16 protein-coding genes are annotated in these 17,969 nt (G+C 49.2%); 6 read left to right on the top strand and 10 right to left on the bottom strand.

Annotation, left to right across the window (positions count from 1 at the left end; translation table 11 throughout):
• Nucleotides 1-83: 83 nt before the first annotated feature.
• The 6 genes from AAC022_RS17455 to AAC022_RS17430 all read right to left on the bottom strand — a co-directional run bounded on the left by AAC022_RS17455 (nt 84) and on the right by AAC022_RS17430 (nt 5,336).
• Complete coding sequence (locus AAC022_RS17455) at nt 84-743, bottom strand: hypothetical protein (protein ID WP_339733118.1); 660 nt, start codon at nt 741-743, stop codon at nt 84-86.
• 5 nt (nt 744-748) lie between these two features.
• Nucleotides 749-1,729, bottom strand: a complete 981-nt coding sequence (gene trpS, locus AAC022_RS17450) for a tryptophan--tRNA ligase (protein WP_339733116.1) — start codon at nt 1,727-1,729, stop codon at nt 749-751.
• 79 nt (nt 1,730-1,808) lie between these two features.
• Nucleotides 1,809-2,747, bottom strand: a complete 939-nt coding sequence (locus tag AAC022_RS17445) for a dihydroorotate dehydrogenase (protein ID WP_339733114.1) — start codon at nt 2,745-2,747, stop codon at nt 1,809-1,811.
• A gap of 333 nt (nt 2,748-3,080) precedes the next feature.
• On the bottom strand, nt 3,081-3,299 hold the full coding sequence (locus AAC022_RS17440; RefSeq protein WP_339733112.1) for a hypothetical protein: 219 nt from the start codon (nt 3,297-3,299) through the stop codon (nt 3,081-3,083).
• Between the two features lie 530 nt (nt 3,300-3,829).
• On the bottom strand, nt 3,830-4,288 hold the full coding sequence (locus tag AAC022_RS17435; protein WP_339733110.1) for an HU family DNA-binding protein: 459 nt from the start codon (nt 4,286-4,288) through the stop codon (nt 3,830-3,832).
• 616 nt (nt 4,289-4,904) lie between these two features.
• Nucleotides 4,905-5,336: a YkgJ family cysteine cluster protein gene (locus AAC022_RS17430; protein WP_339733108.1), complete on the bottom strand. Its 432-nt coding sequence runs from the start codon at nt 5,334-5,336 to the stop codon at nt 4,905-4,907.
• Nucleotides 5,337-5,408: 72 nt separating this feature from the next.
• Between AAC022_RS17430 and AAC022_RS17425 the strand changes: the two genes are divergently transcribed.
• Nucleotides 5,409-6,056 carry a molybdenum cofactor guanylyltransferase gene (locus tag AAC022_RS17425; RefSeq protein ID WP_339733106.1) on the top strand — a complete coding sequence of 216 codons (648 nt, stop codon included), beginning with the start codon at nt 5,409-5,411 and terminating at the stop codon, nt 6,054-6,056.
• 15 nt (nt 6,057-6,071) lie between these two features.
• On the opposite strand, the gene AAC022_RS17420 is transcribed toward AAC022_RS17425, so the two are convergent.
• From AAC022_RS17420 to AAC022_RS17405, 4 genes are all read right to left on the bottom strand, one after another.
• Nucleotides 6,072-7,832 (bottom strand): glycosyltransferase family 39 protein, encoded by a 1,761-nt coding sequence (locus AAC022_RS17420; RefSeq protein ID WP_339733104.1) that lies wholly within the window; start codon nt 7,830-7,832, stop codon nt 6,072-6,074.
• A gap of 469 nt (nt 7,833-8,301) precedes the next feature.
• On the bottom strand, nt 8,302-8,736 hold the full coding sequence (locus AAC022_RS17415; RefSeq protein ID WP_339733102.1) for a hypothetical protein: 435 nt from the start codon (nt 8,734-8,736) through the stop codon (nt 8,302-8,304).
• Nucleotides 8,737-8,768: 32 nt separating this feature from the next.
• A complete protein-coding gene (locus tag AAC022_RS17410) occupies nt 8,769-10,292 on the bottom strand; it encodes a 2-isopropylmalate synthase (protein WP_339733100.1) in 1,524 nt (507 codons plus the stop codon).
• Between the two features lie 382 nt (nt 10,293-10,674).
• On the bottom strand, nt 10,675-12,396 hold the full coding sequence (locus AAC022_RS17405; protein WP_339733098.1) for an NADPH-dependent assimilatory sulfite reductase hemoprotein subunit: 1,722 nt from the start codon (nt 12,394-12,396) through the stop codon (nt 10,675-10,677).
• Between the two features lie 325 nt (nt 12,397-12,721).
• On the opposite strand from AAC022_RS17405, the gene AAC022_RS17400 reads away from it, so the two are divergent.
• From AAC022_RS17400 to AAC022_RS17380, 5 genes are all read left to right on the top strand, one after another.
• On the top strand, nt 12,722-13,213 hold the full coding sequence (locus AAC022_RS17400) for a phosphatidylglycerophosphatase A (RefSeq protein ID WP_339733096.1): 492 nt from the start codon (nt 12,722-12,724) through the stop codon (nt 13,211-13,213).
• 70 nt (nt 13,214-13,283) lie between these two features.
• Nucleotides 13,284-14,159, top strand: coding sequence for a bifunctional methylenetetrahydrofolate dehydrogenase/methenyltetrahydrofolate cyclohydrolase FolD (gene folD, locus AAC022_RS17395; RefSeq protein ID WP_339733094.1), 876 nt, complete (start codon nt 13,284-13,286; stop codon nt 14,157-14,159).
• Nucleotides 14,160-14,206: 47 nt separating this feature from the next.
• Complete coding sequence (locus tag AAC022_RS17390; protein ID WP_339733092.1) at nt 14,207-14,584, top strand: hypothetical protein; 378 nt, start codon at nt 14,207-14,209, stop codon at nt 14,582-14,584.
• 440 nt (nt 14,585-15,024) lie between these two features.
• Nucleotides 15,025-15,957: an SgcJ/EcaC family oxidoreductase gene (locus tag AAC022_RS17385; RefSeq protein ID WP_339733090.1), complete on the top strand. Its 933-nt coding sequence runs from the start codon at nt 15,025-15,027 to the stop codon at nt 15,955-15,957.
• Nucleotides 15,958-16,005: 48 nt separating this feature from the next.
• Entirely contained in the window at nt 16,006-17,667 is a 1,662-nt protein-coding gene (locus AAC022_RS17380) for a hypothetical protein (RefSeq protein WP_339733088.1), read from the top strand.
• The last annotated feature ends 302 nt before the right edge of the window (nt 17,668-17,969 follow it).

Here is a 17,969-nt window from a genome sequence, read left to right as displayed (position 1 = left end):
CCTTTTTCAGGTTTTGAGATCAACGGCTAGAGAGTATTTTCAACTCGCGCATACTATCAAGCTACCATGAGGCCGGAGGGCATTCAACTCACCGTTTCATCCTGGCCCTGATCGGTGGGGGATTCCGGCTCCGGTTTTGCAACTTGTAGGCTCGCCCAGATTGCTGCCAGGCAACAGAAAATGAGTTCCAGTAGCCAGAAGAGTTGAGGCCAGGGAGATTTCAGCTTGGCGATCGGAGAAATACGATGCTGCAGGTAAGAGGAAATTTCAAGCAGTTGCTGTTCTTTCTCTCTACGTTCTGCTTTCGCCTTTTGAAACTGTTCGACGACCTGTTCATACTCTTTGCGTGCCTTGGGATCCTCTGGTGGCTCTCCTGTCCTTAGCATCCGTTCAATGACTATTGATGTCTGATCCGCTTGAAACTGCCTCTGGGTGGCTTCCTGATAGCGCTGATGTGATAAATACAGGATCAGCGACTGTCCGAAAATCGTCAAACAGACAATGGAAAGAATGAGTGTTCGTTTGACAGGTATGTCCAGTTTGATGGCTAAGGTTGTCAATGCGCCACCGGAGATCAATCCATACACCACAGCATAGACCAGCAGTAGCTTCAGTCGATCGGGAAGATGAACCGCCAGCAGAGACAGTGCCGTGATCAGAATCAATGATATGATGAGCCATTGAACATAACCGGCAGTAGAATGCCGCTGAGCAGGTTGAGAAGCTAAAGGCTGGTCCGGCATAAGATTCATTTCGATAAATGAGTTGAACCCAGCCCGCAGGCTGCTTGAACCCGGTCCAGCACTTCCTTGCCTTTTTCCCTGGCCTGGCGGGCTCCCTCCGCAAGAATATCGTTGAGGGTATCCGTATCTGCCGCTAATTGTTCTCGGCGTTCGCGGGCAGCTCCGAAGTATTCCAGCGCCGCATCATGCACCGCCTGTTTCGCGTCGCCGTAGCCCATGCCCCCCGCTCGATAGCGTTGTGCTAACTCTGCTTGCTGTGTTTCATCCGCAAACAGTTTGTATAAGGCGAACACAGCGCAGTTATCCGGGTCTTTGGGATCTTCCAACGTTGCCGAATCAGTTTTGATCGACATGACTCTTTTGCGTTGCCTTGTGGGAGCCTCAAAGATCTCAATCACATTTTTATAACTTTTTGACATTTTCTCGCCGTCAATTCCCGGTACTTTGGCTGAGGTATCCAGGACTTGGGATTTCGGAAGTGTCAGAGTTTCTCCAAACAGGGTATTGAAACGCTGTGCCAGATCGCGTGTGACTTCGACATGTTGAACCTGATCTTGGCCGACAGGAACCATGTCGCTGTCATAAAGTAAAATATCGGCTGCCATCAAAACCGGGTAGGTAAACAGCCCTGCATCCGCGGCGATGCCTTTTGCTTTTTTATCCTTGTAGGCATGACATTTTTCCAGCAGACTCATTTGAGTGATTGTCATCAGGATCCAGGTCAAACTGGTGATTTCAGGCACATCAGACTGGCGGAACAGCGTCGCCCGTTTGGGGTCCAGTCCCAACGCCAGCAAATCGATGGCGGCTTCCTGGGTATTCTGTCGCAGTCGCTCCGCATTGCGAAGTGTGGTCAGCGCATGTAAATCAGCGATGAAGTAGAACGCCTGCTCATTATCCTGCAGGTCGATGTACTGCTTGATCGCCCCGAAATAATTGCCCCAATGAAAACGGCCCGTTGGCTGGATTCCTGATAACACTCGCATGCGCTGATTCTCTTTATCGTTGTAAAATCTGTTGAAAGTGGAAATAGAGTTACTGAAAGGGGCTGGAGTTGTTGGTGAATTATTTTTCTGGATATACCAGCGCGCCTACAAGTTCACTCACATGGGAACATTTTTCTTCGAGAACAATCTGTTCCAGCTCTCCAACGAGTTGCGTCGCCAAGCCGGGATTGTAGAAGTTTGCCGTCCCGATTTGAACCGCTGAAGCGCCTGCGACCAGGAATTCCATCACGTCATCGATATTAGAAATACCGCCGACGCCGATGATTGGAATCTCAACCGCCCGCGCGACCTGACAGACGACTCGCAAGGCGACCGGTTTAATTGCAGGTCCGCTGAGACCTCCAAAAACCCCTCCCAGAATGGGCTTTCTGCGTCGCCAGTCGATGGCGGTCCCCTGTACCGTATTGATCAGCGAGACGGCATCGGCTCCACCGGAAGCAGCCGCTTGTGCGATGTCCACGACACTCGTTACATTCGGCGTCAGTTTGGCAATGATCGGCAACTGGCAGCTTTCGGTGACTTGTTTGAGCATCTTTTCCGTCAGCTCGGGTTGCGTTCCATAATCGACGCCCCCGCTGACATTCGGGCAGGAAATGTTCAATTCCAGCGCGGCGATCTGATCTCCAAATACGTCAAGCCGGGACGCCATGACGGCCATTTCGTCTATGCTGCGTCCTGCGATGTTGACAATCAAAGCGGTTTCCAGCGAAGCAAGATAGTCCAGATGCTTTTCCAGAAACAGATCGATGCCGTCATTATCCAGGCCAATTGAGTTTAAGAGACCGGCACTGGTTTCTATCGTACGTGGTGGCGGATTTCCGATCCGTGGTTCTGTAGTGATCGTCTTGGGGATAATGCCGCCCAGCTTGGAAAAATCGAGAAAGGGCTGCATTTCGCGCGCGTAGCCGAATGTTCCCGATGCGACCAGAATCGGGTTTTTCAAAGTAAGACGGTTCAGTGTAACTGATAATAGATCCGTTTGTGTCGGGGCATTCATCGAATAATCGTCCGCGTTGCAGCTAAAGCCTGCATGATCGTTCTTTTATTTAGTTATTGAAAGAAGTGCCCTGCCAATCGCCGCATAGGGAAGTCGGTTCTTGAATCATTGGCACTGTGAAGGGGATCTAACGGCCCCAGACGCTCATCTTAGCGTTCTGATAGTGTGAGGACCAGTAAGTGTGCCCTTGAAAACACGATCCTTAAACGCAGAACAGCTGCCGAAAACGAATGTTCGGCAGCTGTGAATGATTTTATCGATTTCGATTGTTCAAATGAATCGGGAGCGAATTGAACAGACCGGTAAGGTCATGCGCTTAACCAGTAACGTATTTTAAATCACGCCACCGTGAGTTCGATAGGGCGTCGCAACATCAGGCATATCGAGCCCCCAGATCCGTTCCCAGATTTTGGGGATATGTCGCATGCTTTCTGATTGGAAAATTAATTGACGAGCACGATCATCTCGTGAGGATGAGTAGATAGGAACCACACATCCAACCTGAGTGAGTGAAATTGCAATTAACATGCTGGCCAATAGGAACTTACGCATTTTTTTCTCCATGATATGGTCGTGCCATATTTGTGCTGGTCTTGATCCCAGGCAACGATCCCTTAATTCAAACCATTGAATGAAAGGCATCAAACCAATATCGAAGGGGTTAAAGTGCTGAAATGTAATTCGAGGAGAGAGGCGGGATTATAAATACCACCTTTAATTTCCTCTAGTTCGTTTTATCGACAATCAGATCAGGAGACTTTGGTAAAAAATACGGATTATTCCAATTATTGTGGTAAATCGGTTTATCAGGCATGAAATGGGAGACTAACGTTGGAAACAAAGCCGTTTACGGAACAAATATTCATTATTGTTGATCCAACGTCGGTATAAGTTGAGGTGATTCCCCTTTGCTTGGACTTAAAAGGGAAAGGTGGGGACCATCAGGTATTGGCGATGGTTGTCAAGAAATGCAGGTGGCTGAAGCAATAAAAAAACCGGTCTGTTTCGGTACAATCAAAACAGGCCGGCTATGAGAAAGTTCATACCAGTTCTTTCAGCAGTAAAGTCTTTAGCAAACAGGTTTAAGGCGTATGCTGAGTTCCCGAAGGATAAGAACCGTTATTATAAGTTCCTACTTGTGGGGTTCCCTGTGTTGAACCTGGAGTTTGCTGAGCCGCTGGTGGTGTCTGCTGAGGCTGTAATGCCGCAGGAGCACTCACCTGAGGTTGAGAAGCAGCAGCCTTAAGTCGTGCCGCTTCTTCTTCCAGGTTTCGCACACGCTTTTCCATTTCCTTGCCAGGCTTAAACGTTACGACGTATTTTTCTTCTACGTCGACACGATCACCTGTGCGAGGATTCCTTGCCTTTCGTGCTGCCCGCTTTTTGACTTCAAATACGCCAAAGTTGCGGAGCTCAATGCGTTTGTCTGTGACCAGTGTGTCAACAATCGCATCAAACGTTTTTTGCACAATTTCTTTTGTCTTGAGCTGTGTCAAACCAATCTCTTCCGAAATCACTTTGACTATTTCTTTTTTCGTCACGACTGGGTTCTCCCAATTTTGAGAAGCCGTCGGACAGCTATGCCCTTCCGCTGGGCACTCATGAGCCGTCTCAACTGTAATGGGTTACACGACTTAGTGTCATGATAGATTATTTCCCACAATTGAACAGTAAGTCAAGACCGATCTTTGGCAAGGCACTGGAAACAGACTGATGTTATACGAAATTACACCAGATGACGGTAATTCTTACACACTCATTTCTTGTCTGATTTTTATGGCGTCAAGGGTTTCTGATATTGTGTAACTCATTTGAAATCAGTTAGATAGAGTTTTTTGTATTCTGTGGATTATTAGACAATTCAAACATTCGTAGTCTTGTTAGACTCCCTAGTTGAAGCCGCGAGGATTTTTTTACAAACTTCTCACTAAATTTGAAAAAAGCGCGCTGGAGAGTGACTTTTGCAGTAATCGAGAGCTACAAATCCTTTATGAATCGATACTTATTTAACGGCGAATCATCGCCTCTGTCACACGCTTCAAGGCAGTTCAAACGATATTTCGACGTCGTAAGTTGAGTCAGAAGGATGGAGAAATGAAAAGCGATTCGAAATAACGGGTCTGCTTAGCATCATCAAAAGCAAAGCAAAATCAGAAACTATAAGTCTGTTTGTGTGGCTCGCTTTTGGATGTCTTCAAAACTGACAAACGCGCCTTTGCCTGCACCTGGACAGCCGGGTGAGAGAGAGTCCCAACTTGCTTTATTCTTAAGGTTTGAGTTCCAGAACGGCCAGGTACGGCACTGTGTGGGGCGCGCTTCATAAATGGTGCAGCCTCGTTTCTCTGGATCGAAAAAAGTACAGTCGCCGTTTGCAAATTCTGTTAATGAACGCCGCCCTGCGTACAGTCGGGTATGCATCAATAAGATTTCCCCCTTTGATTTACCCGTTACTTCTGCAATGGCTTCGATTTCTGAATCATCGACCCACACGACACCGGGATCTCCCGTGCAACAATTACCGCATTGAGTACAGGTAAATTGTAATCCATCTTGATACCAGGGGCCTTGTTCAGAATTCTGATCACTCATTTTTCAGATCGTTTCTCTGTATTGTGTTAAACTGCTGTTTTCGAATCCTTTTTGTAAGTTACCTGCGGGAATATGTCAAACTCAAACGAAGAAATGAAGATCGGCGGCATCATTCTCTGTGGAGGAGAAAGTTCTCGCATGAATTATCCTAAGGCGTTATTGCCAGTGGGAAATGAACTCATGTTACAACGAGTTGTACGAATTGTTTCTTCCGTTGTCTCCCCTCTGATTGTGATCGCCTCCCGAGAGCAGGAGCTACCCGCGCTGTCGAAATCAGTCACCATCGTTTATGATCGGGAAACAGCAGCTGGCCCGCTGTCCGCCATTGGACACGGGCTGGAAGTCTTGAAAGATCAATGTGATGCCGCATACGTCACTGGCTGTGATACCCCTTTGATCCAAGCTGAGTTCATGCAAATGATCATTTCCCGGTTGGGAAAAAATCAGCTGGCAATGGTCCGGGAAGGAAAATGGGTTCATCCTCTGGCTGCCGTTTATCGGACATCCCTGGTCGAATTGATTCAGCAATTATTAAGCGAAAACAAACGCCGGCCCCTCGATCTGGCTGAGACTGTGGAAACCTGTTTTCTGGATGTTGAGGAACTTCGCGAAGTTGATCCTGAATTGCAGGGACTGCAAAATATTAATACACGCGAGCAATATCTGAATCTGCTGCGAGAGATGGAGCTGGATACATCAACCGACTTACCGTTTGAATAACTTCAGACCGACAGATTAGTCGATGGGAAGTCCCCTCTGAACCCGGCTTATCGCTGTTTGCCAGCGAATCACATCTTCGGGCTTGAGTTCATAAACATTGATCGAATATCCCAGGCGTGCCTTTGGTTTGAAGAATCGGAAGTAACCGAGCGCGTCATTGCCAAGGTTATGCCGGCTGCCATCCAGTTTGCGAATGGAATAGGGGCGTCCCTGCAAAAGACTGGCACTGATGGCATAGGTCCCCGGTTCAGGATGGAACTCGGGCGGCACGCGATAGGGGATGCCCAGTGTAGAAGGAGGCACGGTGCCAAAATAAGCCAGCCCGAGGTCGTCCACCTTGTGCTGTTGCAGATAGTCTTTCAGCCGATACAAGTCTTGCCCCCAATCAAGATTCGAATCGATCAGGTGTATGCCGCCATTTTCAGGTCCGCCAGACAGTTCATTAAAATACGCCAGGTGATCTGGAGCAAATCGAAGTGAGAAAGGTAGCGTCAGAACGGCGACAATGATCGCGTAGGAAAAGACCTTGTGCTTCTCAAGATCCAGTTGTTCTGCCAGTGGGGCAATCAATAAAAACAGGAACGGAAACACGGGCAGAATGTATCGCAGGCCCAGTTGATTGTTCGAAAAACTGGCGATACCGACCAATAACACCACGGGCGTGACCAGCATTCCCAGAGTTCGGGGCGACATGCAGTCAGGTTGATTCCGCTGTTTGATCCATTGGAAAATCGCCAGCAGCAGCAAAAACTGAATGCCGTGAGGCAGCTTGTAAATCAGAGCGTAAAGGTAATAGCTGTGAAACCCGGTCAGCGTCCATTCGGAATCTAGAAACGTAGGATGCGACTGCTGCATGATAAAGCGTTGTAGGTCAAATCCCAGAAGGTAGTCCCGAGGGAGCGGCAAGGGGATGTTTTGCAGTAGCAGAGGGAGCTGGTTCAAAACTTTGAGCTCGGAACTCTGAAACTGATACGCGTTGATCGGCTGAAAACTGCCCTGAAACAGATAGCCCGCATTCAACACAAAACAACTTACCAGCAGGAGTGTACCCCATCTGGCGAGGATCATTTTTCGAGGAAGTTCATGTTTGATTTCGGGATTTTTCACCCGCAGCAGAAACCATTGTATGATCAGAATCGGCACCAGCAGGATCGCCGTATATTTGGTGACTTGTGCCAGCCCCAACACCAGACCAGTGATCCAGGCCCATTTCCAGGAAGGGGCTCGCGCAAACTTCCAACCACAGTAGACCGTTGCCAGAAAGAATCCGGCAATCGCGAGGTCTTGTGTACCGAGTGCCGCGTTTGCCAGGATATTCGGACTCATCGTCCAGAGCAGGATCGCCAGATAGGCTGCAGTTAATCCAAACAGCTCCCGCGCCCACACAGCCAGCAGCAGACCTGACGCCACGGAAAGTAGGAGCATCGGAATCCGCCCGAGCGCATAATACTGATGGTAATGTTTCGGGTTGGCTTGGAGAAAGGCGTCTCCGTAATCCGCGGGATCAGCCAAGTGTGCTGGGTTACCAGTTTCCGCTGAAGTGCATAACAGAGGCAGAGCACACCAGGTTCGAATCAGGGGAGGATTCAAGCGATCGTAGTCAAATTTTCCCGTTTCCCAGCCGAGTAAACCAACGGGCAGATGCCAATACTCGTCGTGGGTCACCGTCAATTTTTGAGCGGAATACAATCCCAGGCAGAATTGAATCAGCAGGAGCATGCCAATCACAGACCAGAATCCTTTACTCGTTTGTAATCGATTCTGGGTAGGATTCATGACTGTCCGGGCTCAGTTTGAAGAAACAGGGGTGTCTTGTCAGACATGTTGTTTCGATGATAGCCGGAGTATCTGGGACGCGGAAGAGAGATTTGGATAGAGAGGCGATCTGCTTACTGAAAATTCGCATCCGACTCAGCTGATTTGAGGGGAAGAGAGTCATCCAAGTATGGCTATCCCTCCAGCCAATATTAAGACGGGCGTCATCACTTTGGCTGGAGGGAAGCCTACTTGATCTTTTCGGAACAATGATGATGACAGGCTTATATTTACTCGCTGCAATGTGTGTGCCAGTGATGACTTAACAGCAATATTCCTCAAGATTCTCGTCTGGAAGCTGGAAAACAGGGCGCAAGGTGAAGTAGGAGAGCGCAGTCGTAAATTGAAATGAGACAGCGGTGTCGGCTTGAGCGACGTCCCTGTCGACGAGTTCGACACACGGTTGGCGGGGACTTTCGTTTGTAGTCTGCTACTCCTGCCACGTCTTGAGATCGCGTTTGACATTGCGCATGATAATTGTCTGTTCGGGAATCGCCTGGTAAAAATGCAATTCGGCCTGCTCGTATTGGTTCAGATCCATGTTCTCAGAGGCAATTTCCAGAATCCGATCAGCCATGTTCTGGATAGCGGCGTCATTCTCATTTGGATTGAAGGGAACCGCCAGCGTGACACGAAAGGTGGGCGGGTTTTCCGGTTTGCCTTTGAGTCGGCCCCCTTCCACGCGCGGTCGGGATTCAGGGAATTCTCTCGCCAGGGCATTTTGAGTATCTGCAAAGTGAAACGTATTCACAGCCTGGAATACATACAGCGATCCTGACATCAGCAGACCAAAGATCAGCAGGCTTAGAACAATCGTTCTACCTTTGAAACTCTTGGTCTGTGATTCAGGATCGTCGGTTGTCATTTCTGACTCATCTTTGGGTGAAGAAAGTATTCTCAGTTTTCCAGTTTGGCGGCTGCCTTGTTGATCGCCTGCAGATAGGCTTTGGCACTGGACTCAATGATGTCTGTGCTCACACTGCGGCCGGTAAATATTTCCCCGTTAATGCGGACTTCCACACGAACTTCACCTTGCGCATCTTTTCCACTGGAAACACTACCAACATGGTATTGCTCCAAAATCCCTGTGATTCCGGAAATCCGTTCCAGTGCTCGAAACACTGCGTCAACCGGGCCGTCGCCGGTCGCGGCATCACATTGAATTTCCCCGTTTTCATCCGCCAGTTCAATCGTCGCGGTGGCAATCGTGCCTGTTCCGGCAGATGTGTGGAAGCGGACGATTTTCCATTTTTCCGGCGTGTCTGTCACCTGATTCTCAATTAAAGCGACAATATCGGAATCATAGATTTCTTTTTTCTTGTCTGCCAACACGATGAATTCTTTGAAGATCCGTTCGAATGTTTCATCATCCAACGTGTGCCCCAATGTCTGGATCCGATCACGGAACGCATGGCGTCCGCTATGCTTACCAAGCACAAGATTCGAGCCTACGTAACCGACATCATCCGGATGCATGATTTCGTAAGTCGTCCGTTCCTGAAGGATGCCATGCTGGTGAATGCCTGCCTCATGTGCAAATGCATTCTTCCCCACGATGGCTTTGTTCCGTTGCACGGTCATTCCGGTGACTGTTGAAACAAGGTGGCTGATCGGATACAGCCGCTTGGTGTTGATATTGGTATGCACGCCGTAATAATCGTGACGCGTCTTCAATGCCATCACGACTTCTTCCAGAGCACAGTTTCCTGCACGTTCGCCTAAGCCGTTAATCGTACATTCAATCTGTCGTGCGCCCGCTTCAACAGCGGCCAGACTATTGGCAACCGCGAGTCCGAGGTCGTTGTGACAGTGGGTGCTGATAACGGCGCGGTCGATGTTTGGCACGTTCTTCTTCAGTGTTGCGATCACATCGTGAAAATGAGCCGGCGTCGCGTAGCCAACAGTATCAGGGATGTTAACGGTCGTCGCCCCGGCGTCAATTGCTTTTTCGACAACTTCACACAGGAAGTCTTTTTCGGTACGGGCAGCATCTTCAGGTGAGAATTCAATATCAGGACAATAATCGCGGGCCCGTTTCACCATTTCGACGGCCGTCTCTACGATTTGTTCCTTGTTCATTTTTAATTTATGTTCGCGGTGGATCGAGCTGGTCGCGAGGAACACGTGAATACGCGATTTTTCGGCTTCTTTCAAAGCTTCCCAGGCCCGGTCGATGTCTTCTTTGCGACAGCGGGCCAATCCGCAAATCGTGGTCTGGCTGCCGAATTCATTGGCAATTTTCTGGACCGCTTCGAAATCGCCGGGCGAGGCGATCGGGAAACCGGCTTCAATGATATCCACGCCCAGTTTCACAAGTTCCTTCGCCACTTTCATCTTTTCGGCGGTTGTCATGCTGCAACCAGGCGATTGTTCACCGTCTCTCAATGTGGTGTCAAAAATCTTTACTGTGTCATCGGACATTGGTTTTCTCCATGAATCAATTTCCGCTCCCGATCAGGGGAGCTAATGAGAGACCAGAATAGTACCAGTGGGTAAAATAAAAAACCCTGAGGCCAATCTGGTCTCAGGGTTTCGCTGTTTTTGATTAACAATCGTACAAAGAACCTAAGACCTGGCTTGGAATAGCAGGTTTAGTAGTAGGTTCTGGTTTAGCCGATTGTGAATTTGCATTGGGTTTTTAACTTAAAATACCGTTGGTCTCGGCAGCAGGACTGCCTGATTGTGCAGATAATCTACCTGCTGAATCACTCATGGTCAACCCGTTCCGGATTGATTTTGTCAAAATGGTGGACAGCCTCGCCGGTAAAAGGTTCAGCAAAATGTCTAGAAATGGCTTCGAATGTTATTTCGCCGCCAGCCCTGCTTTTTCCTGCAACGCATCCTTACCGATCCGATGGCAGAAATCTCCGAATAATTCGCCAGCCTCACGGGCTTCTTTGTAGTATTCCAATAGAGGCGAGAGCCGGCTTGTGATTTCACCCATCGGAACCAGATCGTCATAGATGAATGACAGGCGATTCCCCAGAGAATTGCCACCTAGATACAGCGTGTATTTTCCAACTGCTTTACCAACCAGCCCGATATCGGGAACATAAGGGCGGGCACAGCCATTCGGGCAGCCGGTCATGTTGACTGAGATTTGCTCGTCCTCTAGTCCCAGACGCGTCAGTTCTTGTTCAAACTCGGTAATGAGATCCGGCAGGACGCGTTCTGATTCCGTCACCGACAGACCACACATCGGCAGGGCAGGGCACGCCATTGACAGACGGCGAATCACAGACAGTTCATCGGCGCGTTTCATGCCATGCTCTGCCAGAATCTTCTCGATGTCTTCCTTGTCGGCAGGATCAATATCACAGAAAATGATACTCTGCTTCGCGGTGATACGAGCCTCGAATTGATATGTCTCCAGGATCTTGCGGAGACCTGTCTTGATCTTGAGGTTACCGTCATCCTTGATGCGGCCGTTTTCGATATTCACGCCGAGGAACAGTTTGCCATCCCCCTGGTCGTGCCAGCCCATGTGGTCATCGATTCCAGTCACTTCAATATCACGGGGAGCAGCCACGGGGGCGCCCAGGTATTCGGCGACGGTTTCCCGGAACTTTTCGATGCCCCAGTTATTGACCAGATATTTCATGCGTGCCTGTTTGCGGTCTTCCCGGTTCCCAAAGTCACGTTGGACTTTCAGCACCGCTTCCGCAACAGCGAGGACCTGATCGTTTTCCACGAAGCCCAGCGGCTTAGCCAGGGCAGGATAGGTCTTTTTATTACTGGGAGTGACTCCCATGCCGCCACCGACGTAGAAGTTGTAACCGATGATTTCATCGTTCTCGACAATCGCCAGCAGGCCAATATCCTGCGTGTAAATGTCGACACAGTTGTCTTCGGGCAGCGCAATGCCAATTTTGAACTTTCGAGGCAGATAGACTTTACCATAGATCGGTTCTTCGACCGGCTGGAACTCTGCCTCGTTGGTTTTGTTGCCATCTTCGTCCGTGATCCACAAATCGAAGTACGATGTGGTTTGCGGCCGCAAATGTTCTGCGAGTGCATACGCCATGTCCTGCATGGAGTCGAAGATCGCATTGTTTTTATAAGGGGCAGGGCACGCCATCACGTTTCGGTTCACGTCACCGCAGGCAGCCAGGGTCGTCAGTTTGGAATCATTGATTCCTTTAATCGCTGCGCGCAGGTTGCCTTTAATTACACCATGCAACTGGAAGCCCTGACGTGTTGTCAGACGCACGGTGCCATCGCCGTATTGATCGCATAAATCCAACTCGGCCAGAAATTGTTCCGCGGTCGCTTTACCGCCGGGAACCCGCGTGCGGATCATGCAGCTATACGCTTTTCCCTTGCGGGTTCCATCCGGATTCTTGGCTTTTCTGAGATCACGGTCATCCTGTTGATAGGTGCCGTGGTGTTTCAGAAGCTGTGTTGAATCGCCGGTGAACTCATCGCTGTCATTCAATAGTTCTTCAGCAATAGTACCACGAAGCTGGCGACTGCCTTCTTTGAGAAGTTCCAGTTTGGAAAGCTTAGGGCCTTCTTGGGATGTCATATCTTCAATCCTGATTGGTATGATCGTAATGACATTCAGAATTCAGCTTCACAGGAAGAGTTTCTGAATGGCTGGGTAGGTTTAGTTTGAATCCAATTGGCAATCTCTGGTCATTCAGGTACGATTCATGACTTTGAAAGACGGGATCACTCAGAATTGTAGAGATTAATCTCTACAGTAACAGCTCACTTTATAAAAGCGGTTTGTTCATTTGTACCCGGGAAAATCGCTTCCAGGTAGAGTATAAACGACTTCGATTATCTTGAATAGTGACTTTTTCCTGTCCTGCACAGCAGAGAATTTGCTGATCGAATATTTATCATTAATGAGAAACATCAAAAAGCAATCCATTCTGCTGTTCGCTACCGGGCTGGGAATCGGCCTGATTCCCAAGGCGCCCGGCACATTCGGCAGCCTGTTAGGGCCCCCGCTGGTTTTGGGGATGCTGTGGCTCAATCTTTCTTTGCCCGTTTATCTTCTGGTCTCTGCAGTGCTGTTTCTGGTGGGCGTTTACCTTTGTGATCGGGGCTCCCAAATTATCGGGCGGGACGACCCCGGCTGTATCGTTTTCGACGAAATTGGTGCATTTACCGTTGTATTGCTGCCCGTCTTTTACTTGCCCCTCGATCTGCGGTTTTTTTGGTATTCGGTGATTGGGTTTCTCTGGTTCCGTCTGTTTGACATCTGGAAACCGTGGCCGGTTCGATATTTTGATCGGATTCATGGAGGCTGGGGAATTATGTCGGACGACTATGTAGCTGCTGTGATGGCCGCGATTTGCCTTTACCTCACATTAATTCTATTGGGGTGGTTTTAGATTTTCGGCTGATGCGTTATGTTGTGGGCGAACTGACAATCTCGGAAGTTTTTTTCAAGGAATTGACAGCGTGTCCGCAGATATTATTGATGGCAAAGCCCTCTCCGCTTCGTTTCGTGAACAGATCGCTCAGGAAGTGGCGCAACTCAAAGCGGAATCGCAGATTGTCCCGCATTTGACGGCGGTTCTGGTCGGCGACGATCCGGCAAGTGCTGTTTATGTTCGCAATAAAGAGCGTGCTTGTGAAAAAGCAGGCATCCAAAGTACCCTGAAGCGGTTGCCCGCCGAGACGACTGAAGCCGCATTGATTGAGCTGGTGCAGGAATTGAACGCCGACCCGGGCGTGCATGGCATCCTGGTTCAGCTTCCTTTGCCGAAGCATATCAACGAAACGGCGATTCTGGACATCGTGAATCCATTGAAAGATGTCGATGCCTTTCATCCCGAAAACGTCGGCTTGATTGTTCAGGGCCGTCCCCGTTATCTGCCTTGTACTCCCTATGGGATTCAGCAGATGATTCTCTCTACCAAGATGGAGACAGCGGGAAAGCATGCGGTTATTTTAGGACGCAGCGAGATTGTGGGAAAACCAATGGCCATGCTGCTGATTCAGCGCGGCGTCGGCGCGGATGCTACCGTCACCATCTGTCACAGTCGTACTCAGAATCTGAAAGAGATCGTACGCTCGGCAGATATTATTATTGCCGCCATCGGCCAGCCGGAATTTGTCACTGCTGACATGGTCAAGCCCGGAGCGATTGTAATTGATGTCGGCATCAATCGCGTTGAGGGCAAGCTGGTGGGAGACGTCGCGTTTGATTCTGTGAAAGAGGTTGCTTCAGCGATTACACCGGTTCCCGGCGGAGTGGGGCCGATGACGATTGCCATGCTCTTGAAAAATACGCTGGCGGCTGCTCGCATTCTCTCAGAGAATCACTCCAATTGAAATGGGCCTCGTCCGCATGGCAAAAGCAGGCTCTCTAAAGAAGCCAAATGAAAAAAGCTCTCCCGAATGATCAGGAGAGCTTTTTGTTTATCACACAGAAGTGGATAGAAACCGTTGATTATGGTTTCTTTTCTTCTGGTTTGGCTTCAGGCTTTGCTTCTGGTTTTGCTTCTTCAGGCTTCGCTTCAGGTTTAGCTTCTTCTGGCTTAGCAGCTTCACCTTCAGGTTTAGCGGCACCGCCTTCTTCTGGAGCGGCTGGTGTTTCAGTTGTTTCGGCAGCGGGAGTTTCAGCAGGTGCTGGTGTCTCAGTAGGCTTGGTGCAACCAGTTGCAAACAGTGTCAGTCCCAACAGTGTGAAAAGTGTCGACAGTAATTTCATCTCGGTTCTCCGTTTTCTCAATGGAATATCTGATTTGCAAGTATGAGAATCTCACAAACCGGGTTTGATTCAGTCATTTTTGAAGGAAACCCTGTTTTCAGGCCTGTTCTCGATAATCAAACAAGACCTCCCTATCGCCTAATAAGAGGCTCGATCTCACTACTTTATTCCATAGAATTCTGAAGAATTCAAATTTTATTCAAATACCCGAGAATCGGTGTTTCCCGCTCAGGACTCCTCAGATCAAATAGTTCCGATCCGACTGAATTGATACAGAAACAAGGCAGGCATCTGTTGTTTGTCTATTTTAACCGTCTTATTTAACCGTCTTACTTACTTTTTGTTGACATATACAAAATACAGACCTATCTTGACTAGGTAGACCGGACAATGATTGTTCGCGCAAATTTTGTAAGGAGGCTCCCACCCTATTCATCTGCAGTTCAGGCATTTTGAAATTGGATGTCTGTCTTGGGGAGCAAAGTTATGAAGCTGTCTGTGTGTCTCGCGCTGATTCTCTCTCTCTCAGTCGCCGCTGATATTTTTTCCGATGACTCCGTCTCTAAAGTATCCAGCGACTCAACTTCTGAACTGTCTGCCCTCAAGGTGGCGAATAAGGCGTTTGTGAAAGCCTTTAACCATCGTGATGCGAATGCCATCGCCGAAATGTGGGATGAAGACGGCGATTACATCGATGAAACCGGCACACATTACGTGGGCCGTGATGCGATTCATGCCGAGTTCGAGAACTACTTCCATTCCAGTTACGGACGCAAAATTAAAGTGCATGCGAATTCTATTCGTTTTCTCCGTCCTGATATCGTGCTGATAGACGGTACCTCAGAAGTCGACCCTGCACCGGAAGGCAAACCGGTCATGGGACGTTTCTCTGCGATTCGCATCAAGAAAGACGGAAAGTGGTTACTGACTTCCGTACGTGAGTCGGCAGAAGAAGTCCCTTCGAATTATGAGCATTTAAAACCTTTGGAATGGATGATTGGTGAATGGGTGGATCAGGAAGATTCCACCAGCATTTATACATCAGCCGTCTGGAGTAAGAATAAAAATTTCATTCTCCGAAAATTCAAAGTCAATTTGAAAGGCCGGGTTCTACTCTCTGGTACACAGCGTGTTGGCTGGGATCCGATCAGAAAACAGATCAAAAGCTGGACCTTCGATACCGACGGGGGAATGGCAGAAGGATACTGGTCGCGGCAGGGGAATCACTGGGTAGTAAAGAAAGTCGGTGTACTCCAGGATGGCACACGTGCGACAGCGACGAATACATACACATTAGACGAAAACGACGAAGACCGTTTTCTCTGGAAATCTCAAAACAGAATTGTCGGAAACGTACACGAACCAGATATTGATCAAGTGAAAGTGATTCGCTTACCTCCCGCACTTGACTCTAAATAAATCAATTGATGACATGCCTCCTCTTTCTTGATTGAACAGGCTGAACTGATGAAACAGATAACTGTAGTAACGATGACTTTTCTCGCAATGATGTTTATCTGCGAGCTCGATTGTTTCGCCCAAAGAGGGGGACGCGGCGGTGGAGGACGAGGAGGTGGCGCTTCCCGCGGAGGCGGCAGCCGTGGTGGCGCATCACGTTCGTCACGTCCGGCTCCCTCCCGAGGTTCATCCTCGAGTTCGAGACGCAGTCCGTCCATGAGTCGCCCGAGCACACCATCACGATCTGTCAAGCGGCCCTCTTCAAGTAGACCGTCTGCGCGACCTTCCAAACCAGCATCAAAACCGGGGAAAACACTCGATTTCTCAAATCGTAAACCCGGTTCTTCACGACCTTCAACACGACCAGGAAGCGGCTCGGGGAATCCCGGATTACGACCTGGAAGTGGAAACCGACCCGGAAGTCGGCCTGGATCAAACAGACCAGGAACGAAACCGGGAACCAAGCCTGGTGGAGGTAAACCGGGGTTATCTCCCGGCAACGGAAATCGTCCGGGTAGTGGAAACCGGCCCGGCAGCGGGAATCGTCCCGGTGGCGGAAAACCAGGACTCAAGCCAGGTGATCGTCCCGGCAACGGTCCTGGAAATCGACCGGGGAACGGTAATCGTCCTGGAAATGGAAACCGACCAGGCGGCGGGAAACCAGGATTGAAACCAGGCGGTGGCAAGCCACCTGGATACAGACCACCAGGAAATCGACCCGGAAACCGGCCCGGCTATGGAAATAAACCTTACTACCCACCCGGATACTGGCACGGACATCGTCCCGGGTACCGATACAACCCATACCAGCATTATCACAGATATGGTTACCGGCCCTGGGCCTGGGCAACCTATGGAGGCATCGCAGCCTGGATCGGTTATAGCGCAGCGACACCTGTCGTTTATAACTATACCGTTGACGATGGCTACGTTTACAACGACGGCGTTCAAGTCGCCTCCGTGAGTGATTACGAAACGCAAGCCGATCAAATCGCAGAGAGTGTACCACCACCCGATGATGCCTCGGAATGGATGTCTGTCGGCGTGTTCGCGATCCTTCCACAAGGCACCGAAGAAGTCGATGTGACGGTGCAACTGGCGGTTGGGAAAAATGGTGCCGTCGCAGGAACCTACTACAAGAAAGACGGCGACATCACGCTGTCGCTCAAGGGGGCCGTTGATGAAAAGAATCAGCGCGTCGCCTGGAAAGTCGGCGAAGAAGATGCCATCACGATGGAAACCGGGCTAGATAGTCTCACCAAAGATCAATCCAAAGTGATTATCTATTTCAGTGAAGGTGTTTCGGAAACCTGGAATATGCAGCGCATTGATGAGGAAACCGCCAAGCTGGCACAGCAGGAAATTCACAACGAAGATCTGAAGAGCCAGTTAGTCACCTCCTATCAGGAACTAGAAAGTAATTTGGATGATGCCTGGAAAGACTATCTGGCATTGCCCGACAGTATGTATTCTGAAACGGCTGTTCCCACGAAAACCGAATTGGAAACCGTGATTAAGCACTATCAGCAAATTCAGACTAATTCCAAATATCAGGTTCTGACAAAACGTCCTGAATTTCAGAAGACCTATCAATTGCTCAATGATTATCTCAAAGATCTGGAGCAGCAACCTGAAATGCCGGCACCGCCACCAGCGGCTGCGACATCATAAAAAGTTAACACAGGTTGACCTGTGCCAAAATCTTGAAGCTCACAAAAATGCCCTGGAAACAGGGCGTTTTTTATTGGTACCTGTCAAGATTTAGTCGTAGAAACCGTCAATGATCGAGCTTGAAGGCTGTAGTAGAGACTAAGGATGGATTCAACAGAGTTCGATCGAGGTTACTCGCATTTTAAGTGAAAATCGATCGGCAGTCCGTTTTTCGATTATCAAAAATAAGGGTTCCTTGAAACTTTCAGAGACTTGATATGACAGGTGTCTGATGAAAAAATTCATTTTCCCCAACTTATGAT

It is taken from the genome of uncultured Gimesia sp. (assembly GCF_963976445.1).
In the GTDB taxonomy this organism is placed as follows: Bacteria; Planctomycetota; Planctomycetia; order Planctomycetales; family Planctomycetaceae; genus Gimesia.
Note: the sequence above shows the minus strand (reverse complement) of the source record. Positions and strands in the feature narration are given on the sequence as shown.

Coding starts and splice junctions, on each gene's coding strand:
- AAC022_RS17455 (WP_339733118.1), bottom strand. CDS start 743: ATGCCGGACCAGCCTTTAGCTTCTCAACCTGCTCAGCGGCATTCTACT.
- trpS (WP_339733116.1), bottom strand. CDS start 1,729: ATGCGAGTGTTATCAGGAATCCAGCCAACGGGCCGTTTTCATTGGGGC.
- AAC022_RS17445 (WP_339733114.1), bottom strand. CDS start 2,747: ATGAATGCCCCGACACAAACGGATCTATTATCAGTTACACTGAACCGT.
- AAC022_RS17440 (WP_339733112.1), bottom strand. CDS start 3,299: ATGCGTAAGTTCCTATTGGCCAGCATGTTAATTGCAATTTCACTCACT.
- AAC022_RS17430 (WP_339733108.1), bottom strand. CDS start 5,336: ATGAGTGATCAGAATTCTGAACAAGGCCCCTGGTATCAAGATGGATTA.
- AAC022_RS17425 (WP_339733106.1), top strand. CDS start 5,409: ATGTCAAACTCAAACGAAGAAATGAAGATCGGCGGCATCATTCTCTGT.
- AAC022_RS17420 (WP_339733104.1), bottom strand. CDS start 7,832: ATGAATCCTACCCAGAATCGATTACAAACGAGTAAAGGATTCTGGTCT.
- AAC022_RS17415 (WP_339733102.1), bottom strand. CDS start 8,736: ATGACAACCGACGATCCTGAATCACAGACCAAGAGTTTCAAAGGTAGA.
- AAC022_RS17410 (WP_339733100.1), bottom strand. CDS start 10,292: ATGTCCGATGACACAGTAAAGATTTTTGACACCACATTGAGAGACGGT.
- AAC022_RS17405 (WP_339733098.1), bottom strand. CDS start 12,396: ATGACATCCCAAGAAGGCCCTAAGCTTTCCAAACTGGAACTTCTCAAA.
- AAC022_RS17400 (WP_339733096.1), top strand. CDS start 12,722: ATGAGAAACATCAAAAAGCAATCCATTCTGCTGTTCGCTACCGGGCTG.
- AAC022_RS17390 (WP_339733092.1), top strand. CDS start 14,207: ATGAAAAAAGCTCTCCCGAATGATCAGGAGAGCTTTTTGTTTATCACA.
- AAC022_RS17385 (WP_339733090.1), top strand. CDS start 15,025: ATGAAGCTGTCTGTGTGTCTCGCGCTGATTCTCTCTCTCTCAGTCGCC.
- AAC022_RS17380 (WP_339733088.1), top strand. CDS start 16,006: ATGAAACAGATAACTGTAGTAACGATGACTTTTCTCGCAATGATGTTT.